The following is a 13,711-nucleotide window of genomic DNA, read 5'->3' on the forward strand; positions in this document are numbered from 1 at the left end:
CATAAAATAAAACGCCATCCGAGGATGGCGTTTTTTATTATGCCGCGCCTTCCAGCGCGTCGTTGCTCAACCAGCCGTTGAGCGCCGTCGCCGTCATCGGCCGCGCAAACAGGAAGCCTTGCGCCAGCGGGCAGCCCAGCGCTTGCAGTATCTGCGCCTGGCGTTCGTCTTCCACGCCTTCCGCGATCACGGCCAGGCCGAGGTTGCGGCCCAGCTGGATCACCATCTCGGCGATGCTGCTGCCACGTGCGGAGCCGGTGATCTCGGTGACGAAAGCACGGTCTATTTTCAGGCGGTCGATCTGCAGGCGCTGCAGGTAGGACAGCGACGAGAAGCCGGTGCCGAAATCGTCTATCGCGATGCTGACGCCGGTCTGCTTGATCTGCGCCAGCATCTTGATCAGCAGGTCCGGCTCTTCCATCGCCATCGATTCGGTGATTTCCAGTTCGACGAATTCCGGCGGAGCGCCCGTATCTTCAAGCGCCTTGCGCAGCATCTCCAGGAAATGCGGATGGCGGAACTGCACCTGCGAGACGTTAATCGACATCATGAAGTTCTGGTGGCCGGCCTTGCGCAGGTCCACCAGCTCGCGGCAGGCGGTGCGCATGACCCATTCGCCCAGGTCGATGATCAGGCCCGAATACTCGGCGATGGGGATGAAGCGGTCCGGCGAGATGAACTTGCCGTCCGGCGTCTGCCAGCGCAGCAGCGCTTCCGCGCCCACAGGGCGGCGCGTGGCCAGGTCGATCTGCGGCTGGTACACCACGAACAGCTGGTTCTGGCCGAAGGCGGTGCGCAGCGCGTGCATCATGCGCACGCGTTCGCGGATCTCCACGCCCATCGAGCGCGAGAAGTAGAAGTGGCCGGCGCGCTGCTGCGACTTGGCGCGCTTGAGGGCGATGTCGGCATCCTTCAGCGCGTCGGCGCCGCTGCCTTCGTGTTCGCCCAGGCGCACCAGTCCCAGCGTGGCGGACAATTGCACGTCCTGGCCGTCGATGCTGAACGGATGCTGGAACAGCGCCAGGATGTTGGCCGGGTTGACCTGCGACGAATCGCCCAGCACGCAGAAGATGTCGCCGCCGATGCGCGCCACCGTCAGCTGGCCGCCCAGCTGCGTTTGCAGGCGGCCAGCGACGGCGACCAGCAGCGTGTCGCCGAACTGGTGGCCCAGCGCGTCGTTGGTCTCGGCGAAGTGGTCCAGGTCGACCAGCGACAGCGTGGCTTCGTCGCGCGCGGGGCCGGACAGCGTGGCGTCGAGGATCTCGACCAGGCGGGTGCGGTTGGGCAGCTTGGATAACTGATCGTAGAAGGCGGCGTTGTGCAGGTGCGTCACCAGCTCGACGTTGTCCAGGCCGACGGCCACGTTGGCGCAGAATACCTCCAGCAGGCGTTCGTCGATCTCGGTCGGCGCGCGGCCCACCTCCAGGTAGGCGACGAAGTCGCGGCTGGCCTTGCCGGCGAAGTACAGCGTGATGAAGTCCGGCCCGTAGACATTGCGGCGCTGGCCCAGCGTCAGCTCCATGGCGTCGTAGATGTGCTTGTGCTCGACATTGCACAGCGTGGTGTTGTCGAGGTGGCGGTAGCTGCCGGCGGTGGCCATCACCATCAGCTCGTGGCAGCCGTCGTCCGGGCATTCCTGCACGCACAGCACGCCGTTGCCGTCCTGGCCGAGCAAGTCGGTGATCTGGGTCAGCACGCCGGAGGCGAAGTTCTGAACGCCGTGCAGCGCCATCAGCTGGGTGCTGGCGTGGACGATCTGGTTCAGGCCGCGGCGGCTGTCGTTGATCTTGCGGATTTGTTCGTAGGAGCGTATCGCCGCCGTCACCGTGGTGAACAGCTTGATGCGGGTCAGCTCGGATTTGGTCTTGTAATCGTTGATGTCGAAATCGCGGATGGCGTCGATCTCCGGCGCATAGCCGGGCTGGCCGGTGCGCAGGATGATGCGCACGTCGGCCAGGTTCAGCGTCTCGCGGATGTAGCGCACCAGATGGAGGCCGGCGTCGTCCTGCTCCATCACCACGTCCAGCAGGATGACGGCGATTTCGGTTTCATGCTTTAACAGTTCGCGCGCCTGGCCGGCCGAATACGCATGCACGAATTCCAGCGGGCGCTGCTGCATGTCGAGGTTGCCGAGCGCAAAGGTGGTGGTCGAGTGGACGTCTTCGTCGTCGTCGATAATCATGACCCGCCATACATTGCGGGCGCCCGGTACCGCAGGCGCCGCTGGATGCTCTTCTAAGAATACCAGATCGTCGTGATCATCCTTGGGTTGCACAAGGGGTGTGATCGGTGGGGGCATGTGTAGCTTCTCCAGGATTTCTCGGTGTTCTTGAGATCAAGTATATAGCGAATTGTTAAAAAGAACGCGGATTTCCAGCGCTTTGCACAGAACGTTGCATACCGGCGCGCAAGTTTGCCATGCTTACAACGGAAGAATGATATTTTACCAATAGAAACTTGCTTTGTGGAAATTATTATGCCGGCCGGACGCCAAGCGCGGCTGGCTGGTAGAATTAGGGACTTTCCACCTTTTTCCAAAGATTCTCTTCCTATGTCCGGCAATACATTTGGCAAGTTGTTCTCAGTTACTACCTTCGGTGAGTCGCACGGTCCCGCGATTGGTTGTGTGATCGATGGCTGCCCACCGGGATTGCCTTTGTCGGAAGCGGATATCCAGCCGGAACTGGACCGCCGCAAGCCGGGCACCTCGCGCCACGTGACCCAGCGCAAGGAGCCGGATACGGTGGAGATCCTGTCCGGCGTGTACCAGGGCGTGACGACAGGCACGCCGATCGCGCTGCTGATCCGCAATGAGGACCAGCGCAGCAAGGACTACGGCAACATCACCGAAAGTTTCCGTCCAGGTCATGCAGACTATACCTATTGGCACAAGTATGGCGTACGCGACCCGCGTGGCGGCGGCCGCTCCTCGGCCCGCCTGACGGCGCCGGTGGTGGGCGCCGCGGCCATCGCCAAGAAATGGCTGAACCAGCAGTACGGCACCGTGTTCAAGGGCTGCATGAGCCAGCTCGGCGACATCGTCGTGCCGTTCCAGGACTGGTCGCATGTGCACGACAACCCGTTCTTCGCCGCCAGCGGCGACGCCGCCCTGATCGCCCGCATGGAAGAGGCGATGGACGAGCTGCGCAAGGCCGGCGATTCGATCGGCGCGCGCATCGACGTCATCGCCCAGAACATTCCGGTCGGCCTCGGCCAGCCCATCTACGACAAGCTCGACGCCGACATCGCCTACGCGATGATGGGCATCAACGCCGTCAAGGGCGTGGAGATCGGCGCCGGCTTCAAGTCGGTGGAGCAGAAGGGTTCCGTGCACGGCGACTCGCTGACGCCGACCGGCTTCATCGGCAACAACGCCGGCGGCGTGCTGGGCGGCATCTCGACCGGCCAGGACATCACGGTGTCGATCGCCATCAAGCCGACTTCTTCGATCCGCACGCCGCGCCAGTCGATCGACAAGGACGGCAAGCCGGTGATGGTCGAAACCTTCGGCCGCCACGATCCCTGCGTCGGCATCCGCGCCACGCCGATCGCCGAGGCCATGCTGGCGCTGGTGCTGATCGACCACGCGCTGATGCACCGCGCGCAGTGCGGCGACGTGCAGGTGGCAACTCCGAACATCGCGCCGGCCATGCCGCCGGCCGCCCGCTAAGCGGTGCCGGTACAAGCCTTCAGCTTCGCTTTATTCCTCTTCTGCTACTACGCACACGCTGGAACCTGGAGCACCTACGCCACGCTGTTCTTCGCCGACCACGGCATGACGGTGGCGCAGATCGGCGTGCTGATGTCGATGATCCAGGTGCTGCGCATCGTCGGCCCCAACGTCTGGGGCTACGTCGCCGACCACTACGACCGCCGCGTGCTGGTGCTGCGCATGGCCGGCTTTGCCGCGCTGCTTGGCTTCTCAGGCTTCCTGTTCGGCAGCACCTTCACCCACTTCATGCTGGCGATGATCGTGCTGAACCTGTTCACCAGCGGCCAGGCGCCGATCTGCGAGGCGCTGATGCTGTCCGAGATGCGCGGCGACCTGACCTTCTATGGCCGCATCCGCATGTGGGGGTCGATCGGCTTCATCGTTTCCGTCACGCTGGCCGCGTACGCGCTGGAGCACTACGGCATCGTCTCGCTGCCGTGGGTGGCCGCCGCGCTGCTGGTGCTGACCATCGCCGCCGCCTTCCGCCTGAAGGACGTGCCGCGCCGCCAGCACAAGACGGCGCCGCCGCCGTTGATGTCGCTGCTGCGCCGGCGCGAGGTGATCGCCTTCTTCGCGTCGACCGCGCTGATGGTCTCGGCCCACACTTCGCTGTACACCTTCTATTCGCTCTACCTCGAACGCAACGGCTATAGCAAGACCGTGATCGGCGGCATGTGGTCGCTGGGCGTGCTGGCCGAGGTGCTGCTGTTCTATTACCAGGCGCCGCTGTTCCGGCGCTGGGGCGCCAAGGTCATGATGTATGTGACGCTGGCCGTGGCGCTGGTGCGCTTCCTGATGATAGGCTTCGGCCCGCAGGTGGTGTGGCTGCTGGTCGTGGCGCAGATCATGCACGCGGCCACGTTCGCGCTGCATCACTCGTCGTGCGTGATGACCTTGCAGCGCTGGTTCTCCGGGCCGTTGCAGGCGCGCGGGCAGGCGCTGTACATGAGCATTTCGTATGGCGTGGGCGGCTCGCTGGGCGGGCTGTTCCTGGCGCAGTGGTGGGAGAGGGCGGGGCCGCAGTCGGTGTACTACGTGGCGGCAGGGCTGGTGCTGTGCTCTTCGCTGGCCGCCGTGCTGTCCTACCGCTGGCAGGAGCGCGACGGCCACTAGCCAGCTTGCTAGCTGCGGCTGGTGACGGCTTCCAGCTTGTGGCGGCGCTCGACCGCCCGCACCACCAGCGCGCGCATGTCGTTCAGCAGCGAGAACTCGGTCTGGCTCAATTGTATCGGCGGGAAGGAATCGTCCCAGTCGCCGTACAGGAAGCCGGCCGGCTGGCCGTTGGCCGACAGCGGCAGGATCACGAAGCTGCGCGCTTCGGCCAATGAACTCTTCCACCACAACGGCAGCTTGGCGGCGAACTTGGCGTCGCGGGCGTTTTCGATGAAGATCACGCGGTCGCTATTGAGCGCGGCGTGGAATACATTCGGCTCGTAGGCGTCGTCGAAGGTCAGCGCCGGCAGCAGCTCCTTGCTGCCTTCGCCGAAGCTGATCTTGGCGGCGTACTGGTTGTCCTTGCGGTTGCGGACGAAGGCCACCGCGCGCGAGAAGTCCAGTCCCTTGTAGACGGTTTCCAGCGCGATCTGCACCATCTGGCCCGGGTTGGCCGTCTCCAGCATGTCGCGCATGTCGGCCAGGCCGCTGAGCAGGATCTTGTTGCCGGCCGCGCGCTGGCGCGTCTTCGCCAGCGCCTTGGCGCGGCGTTCCGCGGGGCGCGACAAGGGCGCGATGGTCAGGTCGTTGGCGGCCACCACCTTGGCCTGCTCGATGGCGTGCATCAGGTTGGCGGGTTCCACGCCCAGCATGGCGGAGTAGGCCTCGGTCAATTCCTTGACCACGGCGGCGCCGGCGGGATCGTCGTGCCACAGCGATTCGGCGCACATGGCCGACATGGTCGACAGGCCGGCGATCCAGTCCGAGGAGCTGACTTCCGCACCGGGCTCCGGCGGCGTGACCTTGCGCATGCCGTTGACCAGCGTGGCCGGCAGGCCCCAGTGCAGGGCGGCGGCGTGGCCGATGGCTTCCATGCTCAGGCCCAGCATCTCCGGCGCGACATCGTCGATGTCGCGGCCAGCCTGGTCGGCGGCGCGCTGCAGGTCGTGCCAGCGCTCCGGCATGTAGAAGGTCATCATCATGCGGCCCAGCGTGTGCAGCATCGAGCACACCACGGCTTCCTCGCCATGGCGGCTTTCGGCCGTGTAGGCGATCTGCTGGGCGACGATCCCGGCCAGCACGGCCTTTTCCATTTCGACGTGGGCGACGGTGGCGTCGGGCGAGCCGGCGGCCAGTTCCTCGATCAGCTTCAGGCCCAGCGCCAGGTGGCCGATGGCTTCCGTGCCCAGCACCAGCACCGCCTTGGAGACGGTGTTGACGTGCTGGCCGAAGGCCGAGTACATGCCGCTGTTGGCCAGCCGCAGCACCTTTTGCGTCAGCACCGGATCGGACAGCACGGTGCGTGTCATATTGAATTCCTGCTCGTCCTCGCCGCGCATCGCGCCCAGGATGGCGGTGATGGCCTTGGCGAAGCCGGGCATGTCGCCGCGGCGGCGCGTGCATTCCCACAGCGTCGCCAGCGTGCTCTCGCCCAGCGGCGTGCCGGCTGTGAAGCGCACGGTCATTGCAGCACCTGGCGGAATTCGGCCGGCACCACCTTGACGTGGATGCTTTCCTTGAGCGCGGCCATGGCGACGTTGGCGGCCATCGGCTTGCCGGTCAGGTAGCCCTGGATGTACTGGCAGCCGCGCTGCTCCAGGTATTCCAGCTGGCCTTCGGTTTCGACGCCCTCGGCCACCACGGACAGGTCCAGGTGCTTGGCCAGGTCGAGCACGGCGTTGCAGATGGCGCCGTCCTTCTGCGAACCGGGCAGGTCGCGGATGAAGGTGCGGTCTATCTTCAGCACGGAGATGGGGAAGCGCTTCAGGTAGGCGAGCGAGGAATAGCCGGTGCCGAAATCGTCAATGGCGATGCGGGCATTGCGCTCGGCCATTTTGGACAGGATGGACTCGGCATGCACCGGGTCTATCATCAGCGTGCCTTCTGTGATTTCTAATACCAATTGCTCACCAAGTAGGCCGGAGAAGGCGATCGCATCGTCCAGCACATCTAAAAATTTATCGTTGCGGAATTGCCGCGGGCTGATATTAACAGAGATGTACAGGCTGCGCTTGGCGACCTCCTCGAACTGTTTCAGCTGCACGCAGGCGGCCTTCAGCGCCCAGGCGCCCAGCAAATTGATGAGGCCGTTGGTCTCGGCGATGGGGATGAAGCGGGCCGGCGGCACCATGCCCAGCGTCGGGTGCTTCCAGCGCATCAGCGTTTCGAAGCCCTGGATCTCGCGCGTGCGGGCGTCGACGATGGGCTGGTAGTACAGCAGGAACTCGCCCTCGCGCACCGCCTGGAACATCGCCGCTTCCAGCGAGATGTCGTGCTCCGGCGGGCCGGACTGCGATGGGCTGTAGACCACGCAGCGGGCCTTGCCGGTTTCCTTGGCGCGCGACATGGCGGCGTCGGCCAGCGCGACCAGCCGCACTTCGTCCTCGGCGTGCTGCGGGTAGACCGCCACGCCGACCGATGCGCCGACGTAGATCGTGTGGTTGTCGATTTCAAACGGCGACTGCAGCGTGGCGATCAGGCGGCCTGTGACCAGCTTGATCTGGGCCTCGGTGGCGGTGCCGGGCAGCACGGCGACAAATTCGTCGCCGCCGACGCGGGCCAGCGTATCGCTGTCGCGCAGGGTCTTGCGCAGGCGGACGGCAGCGGTGCGCAGCACGGCGTCGCCGATCGGGTGGCCGAGGCCATCGTTGACTTTCTTGAAACCATCCAGGCCGATGGTGGCGACCGAAAAGCCCTGGCCGGAACGGCGCGCGTTGGCGATCACCATGCGCATGCGGTCCGACAGCAGCAGGCGGTTCGGCAGCTCGGTCAGCGCGTCGTGGGTGGCCATGTGGCGCAGCCGTTCTTCGGTGGCGTGCTGCACCGTCATGTCGCGGCCGACCACCAGCAGCTCGCTCAGGCCGTGCTGGTTGGCGTAGCAGGAGATGCGCAGTTCGTGCCAGATCTCGGCGTCCGGGGTCTTGATGCGCGCTTCCAGCAGGCGGGAGGTGGTCGATGCGCCGACTTCGGCGAGCAGGGCGTTCAGCGGCGCCTGGTCGTCGAGCGACATCAGCCTGGCCAGCGTGTCGCCGGCCAGCGGCGTTTGATTGTTAATCAACGCCACCGCGCGTTTGCTGGCAAACAGTATCTGCCCCAGTTGATTGAGGCGGAAGACAACATCGCCCGCCTCTTCCATGAGGTTATCCAATTCATGACGCGGGGATGGGGCAGGGATACTGGAAAACATCGCGAGGATTTAATCTTTCATTTTATGCATGTAACGTGGCTGCGCGAAACTTGCAAAACCAAATCGCAATGTATCACTGATGAGAGTGAAATTACATGAAAAATGACAACATCCGGGCTACTTTTACAGTTTTCTATTGAGTTAGACCAAAAAAACGTTGGCTACAGAGGGAAAGCACGGCTGTTTTGGGCAGCCGTGCTGGCGGACTCAGCTGCGTTGGAGAGCGTGTGCGAGATCCCCGGAAGCAAGCTCGGCATAACGCTGCGCGCCGATGTGCTGGACAAAGCGGATGGCGCCGCCGGTATGCGCTGGAAAACCGAACAAACGCACGGAAATCAGGTCCGCTTCGTCGCCGCTGATCGCGCCGCTTTCAACTTGATCTTGAGCAGTGGTGGACAAGGCATACAGCAGACGGTCGCGGATGCCGGCAAACGCAAGTGGAGGGGTGTCCTGGTTTTCGATTGCGGCGACGGCGCCCTCGGCGGTATTCGGCGGCGCGGGCAGCCCGGCGGCGCGGGCGGCGTTGCGCAGCAAGGCTTCCGGCACCGCCGCCGCGCGCAAGGCGCGCACCTCTTCGGCGTAGCGCGTATGCAGTGCGGCGGCCAGTTCCAGCGCGGCCGGCGCCGCGAGGTTGGCGCGCAGCTGGCTCAAGCGCATCAGGTTGTACGCCACCGGGTTGATCGCCGTCTGGCAGAAATAGCGGCTTTCGATCAGCAGCGCGCTGTCGAAATCGACTTGCAGACCTTCGACCATCGCGCACAATATCGCCTCGGGCGCGGGGAGGTGGCCGCCGGTACGCTGGCGCAGCATGGCCGGCGCCACCTGCAGCAAGGTTTGCAGCGGCGCCGAATTGAGCGCGCCGCCGGGCAGGCGATAGCCTTTGATATCCCATGGCTGCGCCGCGATGGCGTCGGTGTCCATGGCGTCGCGCACCAGCTCGGCGGCATCTTCGACGTTGTCGGCCATCCCGTGCAGCAGGCCTGCGTGCAGCGCCTGCTCGGCGCTCAGCGTCACGCCTTCCAGCAGCAGCGGCATGGCGGCCTGCAAGCCGGCCAGGCGCACGGTGCGGGCGATTTCGCCGGCCACCGGCGCCACGCCCAGTTGCACTTGCGGCAGGCTGAAGGTCGCGTCGTCCAGGCTGATGCGGCGATGGCAGGCCAGCGCCAGGCCCAGCGCGTGGCCGCTGACGGCGCCGCCCAGCGTGGCGATGACCGGGATGCCCAGGCTTTCCAGCCGGCGCAGCAGGGCGTTGTACGCGCCCAGCATGTGCATGCAGTCGCCGGCCTGGGCGGCGGTCAGCGCCATCAGGTGTTCCAGCTCGTGGTCGAAGTCGGACGGCTCGGCATGGAAGCCGATGATCACGCCGTGCAGTGTGGTGCGCTTGGCTTCCAGGATGTCGATCAGCGCCGCCAGCTCGCGCTGGAACAGGCGGCTGAGGGGATTGATGGCCCGCGCGGCCAGCATGACGGTGATGGCGCCGCCGTTTTGATGTGTGGTGATCATGCTCGCTCCGTTCATACGCGTTCGATGATGGTGGCAATGCCCATGCCGCCGCCCACGCACAGGGTAATCAGGCCGCGCTTGAGTTCGCGGGCTTCCAGTTCGTCCAGCAGGGTGCCGAGCAGCATGCAGCCGGTCGCGCCCAGCGGATGGCCGAGCGCGATGGCTCCGCCGTTGACGTTGACCTTTTCTTCCGGCACGCCCAGCTCCGTCATGAAGCGCATGACCACGGAGGCGAAGGCTTCGTTCACTTCGAACAGGTCGATGTCGGCGATGTCCAGGCCGGCTTTCGCCAGCGCCTTGCGGGCGGCCGGGGCCGGGCCGGTCAGCATGATGGTCGGATCGGTGCCGGTGACGGCGGTGGCCAGCACGCGCGCGCGCGGCTTCAGGCCGAGGCGGTTGCCGGCGGCCTTGCTGCCGATCAGCGCGAGCGCGGCGCCGTCGACGATGCCGGACGAATTGCCGGCCGTGTGGATGTGGTCGATGCGCTCCAGCTGCGGGTATTTGCGCAGCGCCACGCTGTCGAAGCCCAGCTTGCCGGCCGCCTCGAACGAGGGCTTGAGCCCGCTCAGCGTGGCGATGGTGGTGTTGGGTTTGATGAACTCGTCCTCGGCCAGGATCAGCACGCCGTTCTGGTCGCACACCGGCACCACCGAGCGGAAGCGGCCGCCGGCGCGCGCGGCGGCGGCCTTCTGCTGCGAGCGCATGGCGTAGGCGTCGACCTGTTCGCGGGTGTAGCCGTCCAGCATGGCGATCAGGTCGGCGCCTATGCCTTGCGGCAGGAAGTCGGTGTTCAAGCTGGTCTCGGGATCCAGCGCCCAGGCGCCGCCGTCCGAGCCCATGGCCACGCGCGACATCGATTCGACGCCGCCGGCCACCACCAGGTCTTCCCAGCCGGAGCGCACTTTCTGCGCCGCCAGGTTGACCGCCTCCAGGCCCGAGGCGCAGAAGCGGTTCAGCTGCACGCCCGCGACCTTCCAGTCCCAGCCGGCCGCCAGCGCGGCGATCTTGGCGATGTCGGCGCCCTGGTCGCCCACCGGCGTGACGCAGCCGAGCACGACGTCGTCGATCAGCGCGGTGTCGAGCTTGTGGCGCGATTGCAGCTCGCGCATCAGGCCCGACAGCAACGTGATCGGCTTGACGCTATGCAGGCTGCCGTCCTTCTTGCCCTTGCCGCGCGGGGTGCGGATGGCCTCGTACACATAGGCTTCGGTCATGGAATCTCCTTGTCTGGACGATTATCATAGAGTGCAAACGACAACAAAGCAACTGCTTGCTTCGTGAGGGTATTTGCGCTAGTCTGGCCTGATCACCGGGGGAGAGGCCATGTTTGACAGCCACGAGCATCAGGAATTACAACGCACACTGAAGCGCTTCATCGAGAGCGAAATCAATCCGCATGTCGATGAGTGGGAAGAGGCGGGCATCTTCCCCGCGCACGCCCTGTTCAGGAAAATGGGCGAGCTCGGCTTGCTCGGCCTGACCAAGCCGGTCGAATACGGCGGGCTGGGCCTGGACTATTCGTATTCGATGGCGATGGCCGAGACGCTGGGCCATGTCGACTGCGGCGCGATCCCGATGGCGATCGGCGTGCAGACCGATATGTGCACGCCGGCGCTGGCGCGCTTCGGCTCGGACGCCTTGCGCCGCGAGTTCCTGGCGCCGGCCATCAGCGGCGAGATGGTGGGCTGCGTCGGCGTGTCGGAGGCGCACGCCGGCTCGGACGTGGCGGCCATCCGCACCAGCGCCCGCAAGGACGGCGGCGACTACATCATCAACGGCAGCAAGATGTGGATCACCAACAGCCTGCAGGCGGACTGGATGTGCGTGCTGGTCAACACCTCCGACGGCCCGGCGCACAAGAACAAGACGCTGGTGATGGTGCCGATGGATACGCCAGGCGTCTCGGTCGGCAAGAAGATACGCAAGATCGGCATGAACGCTTCCGACACCGGCCTGATTTACTTCGACGAGGTGCGCGTGCCGCAGCGCCACGCGATCGGCGAGGAGGGGCAGGGTTTCGTCTACCAGATGCTGCAGTTCCAGGAGGAGCGCCTGTGGGCGGCCGCGAACGCGGTGCAGGGCCTGGAGAACTGTATCGATCTGACGGTGGAGTGGGCACGAGAGCGCGCCATGTTCGGCGGCCGCTTGCTGGATAATCAGCATGTCTATTTCAAGCTGGCGGAATTGAAGACGGAAGTGGAGAGCCTGCGCGCGCTGACCTATCGCGCAGGGCAGCTGTATATCAGCGGGAAGGATGTGACGGAGCTGGCGTCGATGTGCAAGCTGAAGGCCGGGCGCCTGCTGCGCATGGTGCCGGACGCCTGCATGCAGTTCTGGGGCGGCATGGGCTACAGTTGGGATAACCGGGTGGCGCGCCTGTTCCGCGACGGCCGCCTGACGTCCATCGCGGGCGGCGCGGATGAAGTCATGTTGGGCATCATCGCCAAGCAGATGGGCATCCTGCCTAAAAAGGAGAGGAAATGAATCCATTCGATACGCATGAAGTAAACAACACGGTTGCGCCGTTCGAGAACGTCAACCTGTACGCGGCAGATCCGGCCTTGCAGGAAGCCCTGCTGCGCGAAGGCGGCGCGGCCGCTGCGGAATCGCTGCATGCGCTGGGCGCGCAACTGGGCCGGGCCGAGGTGCTCGACCTGGCGCGGCTGGCCAATCTGCACACGCCCAAGCTGCACAACTTCGACCGCGTCGGCAAGCGCATTGACGAGGTGGAGTTTCATCCGGCCTGGCATGGCTTGATGGCGCTGTTGATCGAGAACGGCGCGCACGCGTCGCCATGGCTGGGCGGCGCCGGTGCACAGGTGGCGCGCGCGGCGCGCTACATGCTGTTCGGCCAATTGGAGAACGGCTCGCAGTGCCCGGTGACGATGACTTACGCGTCCGTGCCCGCGCTGAAGCAGGCGCCGAAGATCGCCGCCAAATGGCTGCCTAAAATCCTCTCGACGGAGTACGATTCTCGCTCGCTGCCCGTGGAGCAGAAGCGCGGCGCCATCATCGGCATGGGCATGACGGAGAAGCAGGGCGGTTCCGACGTGCGCTCCAACACCACCCGCGCGGAGCCGGTGCCGCCGGCCGATGCGCGGGCGATGTTCGGCGATGAGGGCGAGGACGTGTACCGCATCGTCGGCCACAAGTGGTTCTTCTCGGCGCCGCAAAGCGACGCCCACCTGATCCTGGCGCAGACCGACGACGCGGGCAGCGCAGGGCTGTCGTGCTTCTTCCTGCCGCGCTATCTGCCTGATGGCAGCCGCAACCAGATCCGCGTGCAGCGCTTGAAGGACAAGCTGGGCAACCGCTCCAACGCCTCGTCGGAAGTCGAGTTCACCGGTGCTTACGGCTGGTTGATCGGCAAGCCGGGGCGCGGCATTCCGACGATACTGGAGATGGGCAGCCACACGCGCCTCGATTGCGTGCTTGGCAGCGCCGGGACCATGCGCGCGGCGCTGACGCACGCGTTGCACCACGCGCGCGGCCGCGCCGCGTTCGGCCGTCCACTGTCCGAACAGCCGCTGATGCAGAACGTGCTGGCCGACCTGGCGCTGGAATCGGAGGCGGCGACGGCCTTCGCCATGCGCCTGGCGCGCTGCTTCGACCAGGGCGACGACCCGGCGCAGGCGCTGCTGGCGCGCATCCTCACGCCGGCCGGTAAATACTGGATCTGCAAGCGCGGCCCGGCCTTCGGCGCCGAGGCGATGGAAGTCATCGGCGGCAGCGGCTATGTGGAAGACGGCCCGCTGGCGCGGCTCTACCGCGAACTGCCCGTCAATTCGATCTGGGAAGGCTCGGGCAACGTGATGTGCCTTGACTTGCTGCGCGCCTTCGGCAAAACTCCTGCCGCGCGCGCAGCGTTGGCGGCGGAGCTGGCGCTTGCCGGCGAGGCCGATGCCGACTACGTCCGCTACACGCAGGCGCTGCTGGGCGATCTTGAGCAGCCGCAGTCCGACGAATTCGGCGCCCGCGTGCTGGCCGAGCGCGTCGTGCTGGCGGTGCAGGCGGGCCTGTTGCTGCGGCATGCCCCGGCTTATGTATCGTCGGCGTTTGTCGCGTCAAGGCTGGCGCGCGAGCCGGGCGGTGCGTTTGGACGCCTGCCGGCGGGCGTCGATTGCGCCGCGATCCTGGCGCGGGCACTTATTGAGTAA

The 13,711-nt window shown here is 65.5% G+C and carries 9 protein-coding genes; 4 read left to right on the top strand and 5 right to left on the bottom strand.

Annotated elements, in window-relative coordinates:
* Positions 1-37: 37 nt before the first annotated feature.
* Positions 38-2,299 (bottom strand): bifunctional diguanylate cyclase/phosphodiesterase, encoded by a 2,262-nt coding sequence (locus tag DUGA2_RS23075; protein ID WP_070271758.1) that lies wholly within the window; start codon positions 2,297-2,299, stop codon positions 38-40.
* A 252-nt stretch (positions 2,300-2,551) separates the two neighbouring features.
* On the opposite strand from DUGA2_RS23075, the gene aroC reads away from it, so the two are divergent.
* Together aroC and DUGA2_RS23085 are read left to right on the top strand one after the other, a co-directional pair.
* Complete coding sequence (aroC, locus tag DUGA2_RS23080; RefSeq protein ID WP_070271759.1) at positions 2,552-3,670, top strand: chorismate synthase; 1,119 nt, start codon at positions 2,552-2,554, stop codon at positions 3,668-3,670.
* Positions 3,671-3,673: 3 nt separating this feature from the next.
* Positions 3,674-4,825 carry an MFS transporter gene (locus DUGA2_RS23085; protein ID WP_070271760.1) on the top strand — a complete coding sequence of 384 codons (1,152 nt, stop codon included), beginning with the start codon at positions 3,674-3,676 and terminating at the stop codon, positions 4,823-4,825.
* A gap of 8 nt (positions 4,826-4,833) precedes the next feature.
* On the opposite strand, the gene DUGA2_RS23090 is transcribed toward DUGA2_RS23085, so the two are convergent.
* The 4 genes from DUGA2_RS23090 to DUGA2_RS23105 all read right to left on the bottom strand — a co-directional run bounded on the left by DUGA2_RS23090 (position 4,834) and on the right by DUGA2_RS23105 (position 10,768).
* Positions 4,834-6,330 (bottom strand): HDOD domain-containing protein, encoded by a 1,497-nt coding sequence (locus tag DUGA2_RS23090; RefSeq protein ID WP_070271761.1) that lies wholly within the window; start codon positions 6,328-6,330, stop codon positions 4,834-4,836.
* Positions 6,327-8,000, bottom strand: coding sequence for a bifunctional diguanylate cyclase/phosphodiesterase (locus tag DUGA2_RS23095; RefSeq protein WP_070271762.1), 1,674 nt, complete (start codon positions 7,998-8,000; stop codon positions 6,327-6,329). Before DUGA2_RS23095 ends, DUGA2_RS23090 begins: the two co-directional genes overlap by 4 nt.
* Before the next feature lie 258 nt (positions 8,001-8,258).
* Positions 8,259-9,554, bottom strand: coding sequence for an enoyl-CoA hydratase-related protein (locus tag DUGA2_RS23100; RefSeq protein ID WP_070271763.1), 1,296 nt, complete (start codon positions 9,552-9,554; stop codon positions 8,259-8,261).
* An 11-nt stretch (positions 9,555-9,565) separates the two neighbouring features.
* Positions 9,566-10,768, bottom strand: coding sequence for an acetyl-CoA C-acetyltransferase (locus tag DUGA2_RS23105; protein ID WP_070271764.1), 1,203 nt, complete (start codon positions 10,766-10,768; stop codon positions 9,566-9,568).
* Between the two features lie 109 nt (positions 10,769-10,877).
* On the opposite strand from DUGA2_RS23105, the gene DUGA2_RS23110 reads away from it, so the two are divergent.
* Positions 10,878-12,038: an acyl-CoA dehydrogenase family protein gene (locus DUGA2_RS23110; RefSeq protein WP_070271765.1), complete on the top strand. Its 1,161-nt coding sequence runs from the start codon at positions 10,878-10,880 to the stop codon at positions 12,036-12,038.
* Positions 12,035-13,711: an isovaleryl-CoA dehydrogenase gene (locus DUGA2_RS23115; protein ID WP_070271766.1), complete on the top strand. Its 1,677-nt coding sequence runs from the start codon at positions 12,035-12,037 to the stop codon at positions 13,709-13,711. The genes DUGA2_RS23110 and DUGA2_RS23115 overlap by 4 nt, the downstream gene beginning before the upstream one ends.

Source organism: Duganella sp. HH101, assembly GCF_001758795.1.
In the GTDB taxonomy this organism is placed as follows: domain Bacteria; phylum Pseudomonadota; class Gammaproteobacteria; order Burkholderiales; family Burkholderiaceae_D; genus Rugamonas; species Rugamonas rivuli.

What these genes read in the sequence shown, in the direction of transcription:
- DUGA2_RS23075 (WP_070271758.1), bottom strand. Translation starts at nt 2,299, where the DNA reads ATGCCCCCACCGATCACACCCCTTGTGCAACCCAAGGATGATCACGAC.
- aroC (WP_070271759.1), top strand. Translation starts at nt 2,552, where the DNA reads ATGTCCGGCAATACATTTGGCAAGTTGTTCTCAGTTACTACCTTCGGT.
- DUGA2_RS23090 (WP_070271761.1), bottom strand. Translation starts at nt 6,330, where the DNA reads ATGACCGTGCGCTTCACAGCCGGCACGCCGCTGGGCGAGAGCACGCTG.
- DUGA2_RS23095 (WP_070271762.1), bottom strand. Translation starts at nt 8,000, where the DNA reads ATGGAAGAGGCGGGCGATGTTGTCTTCCGCCTCAATCAACTGGGGCAG.
- DUGA2_RS23100 (WP_070271763.1), bottom strand. Translation starts at nt 9,554, where the DNA reads ATGATCACCACACATCAAAACGGCGGCGCCATCACCGTCATGCTGGCC.
- DUGA2_RS23105 (WP_070271764.1), bottom strand. Translation starts at nt 10,768, where the DNA reads ATGACCGAAGCCTATGTGTACGAGGCCATCCGCACCCCGCGCGGCAAG.
- DUGA2_RS23110 (WP_070271765.1), top strand. Translation starts at nt 10,878, where the DNA reads ATGTTTGACAGCCACGAGCATCAGGAATTACAACGCACACTGAAGCGC.
- DUGA2_RS23115 (WP_070271766.1), top strand. Translation starts at nt 12,035, where the DNA reads ATGAATCCATTCGATACGCATGAAGTAAACAACACGGTTGCGCCGTTC.